The 1331-nt window shown below is 53.0% G+C and carries 1 rRNA gene; it reads right to left on the bottom strand.

Annotated features, from left to right (window positions below):
• Window positions 1–22: 22 nt before the first annotated feature.
• Window positions 23–1331 (bottom strand): 23S ribosomal RNA (locus tag GHO32_RS26025); the annotation flags it as partial.

Genomic DNA, 1331 nt, shown 5'->3' with positions numbered 1-1331 from the left:
ACTCAAATTGCTTGGGTGTTATATGGTCAAGCCTCACGGGCAATTAGTATTGGTTAGCTCAACGCCTCACAGCGCTTACACACCCAACCTATCAACGTCGTAGTCTTCGACGGCCCTTTAGGGAACTCAAGGTTCCAGTGAGATCTCATCTTGAGGCAAGTTTCCCGCTTAGATGCTTTCAGCGGTTATCTTTCCCGAACATAGCTACCCGGCAATGCCACTGGCGTGACAACCGGAACACCAGAGGTTCGTCCACTCCGGTCCTCTCGTACTAGGAGCAGCCCCTCTCAAATCTCAAACGTCCACGGCAGATAGGGACCGAACTGTCTCACGACGTTCTAAACCCAGCTCGCGTACCACTTTAAATGGCGAACAGCCATACCCTTGGGACCGGCTTCAGCCCCAGGATGTGATGAGCCGACATCGAGGTGCCAAACACCGCCGTCGATATGAACTCTTGGGCGGTATCAGCCTGTTATCCCCGGAGTACCTTTTATCCGTTGAGCGATGGCCCTTCCATACAGAACCACCGGATCACTAAGACCTACTTTCGTACCTGCTCGACGTGTCTGTCTCGCAGTCAAGCGCGCTTTTGCCTTTATACTCTACGACCGATTTCCGACCGGTCTGAGCGCACCTTCGTACTCCTCCGTTACTCTTTAGGAGGAGACCGCCCCAGTCAAACTACCCACCATACACTGTCCTCGATCCGGATAACGGACCTGAGTTAGAACCTCAAAGTTGCCAGGGTGGTATTTCAAGGATGGCTCCACGCAAACTGGCGTTCACGCTTCAAAGCCTCCCACCTATCCTACACAAGCAAATTCAAAGTCCAGTGCAAAGCTATAGTAAAGGTTCACGGGGTCTTTCCGTCTAGCCGCGGATACACTGCATCTTCACAGCGATTTCAATTTCACTGAGTCTCGGGTGGAGACAGCGCCGCCATCGTTACGCCATTCGTGCAGGTCGGAACTTACCCGACAAGGAATTTCGCTACCTTAGGACCGTTATAGTTACGGCCGCCGTTTACCGGGGCTTCGATCAAGAGCTTCGCGTTAGCTAACCCCATCAATTAACCTTCCGGCACCGGGCAGGCGTCACACCCTATACGTCCACTTTCGTGTTTGCAGAGTGCTGTGTTTTTAATAAACAGTCGCAGCGGCCTGGTATCTTCGACCGACGTGAGCTTACGCAGTAAATGCTTCACCCTCATCGGCGCACCTTCTCCCGAAGTTACGGTGCCATTTTGCCTAGTTCCTTCACCCGAGTTCTCTCAAGCGCCTTGGTATTCTCTACCCAACCACCTGTGTCGGTTTGGGGTACGGTTCCTG

It is taken from the genome of Pseudomonas sp. FSL R10-2189 (assembly GCF_009600325.1).
In the GTDB taxonomy this organism is placed as follows: Bacteria; Pseudomonadota; Gammaproteobacteria; order Pseudomonadales; family Pseudomonadaceae; genus Aquipseudomonas; species Aquipseudomonas helleri.
Note: the sequence above shows the minus strand (reverse complement) of the source record. Positions and strands in the feature narration are given on the sequence as shown.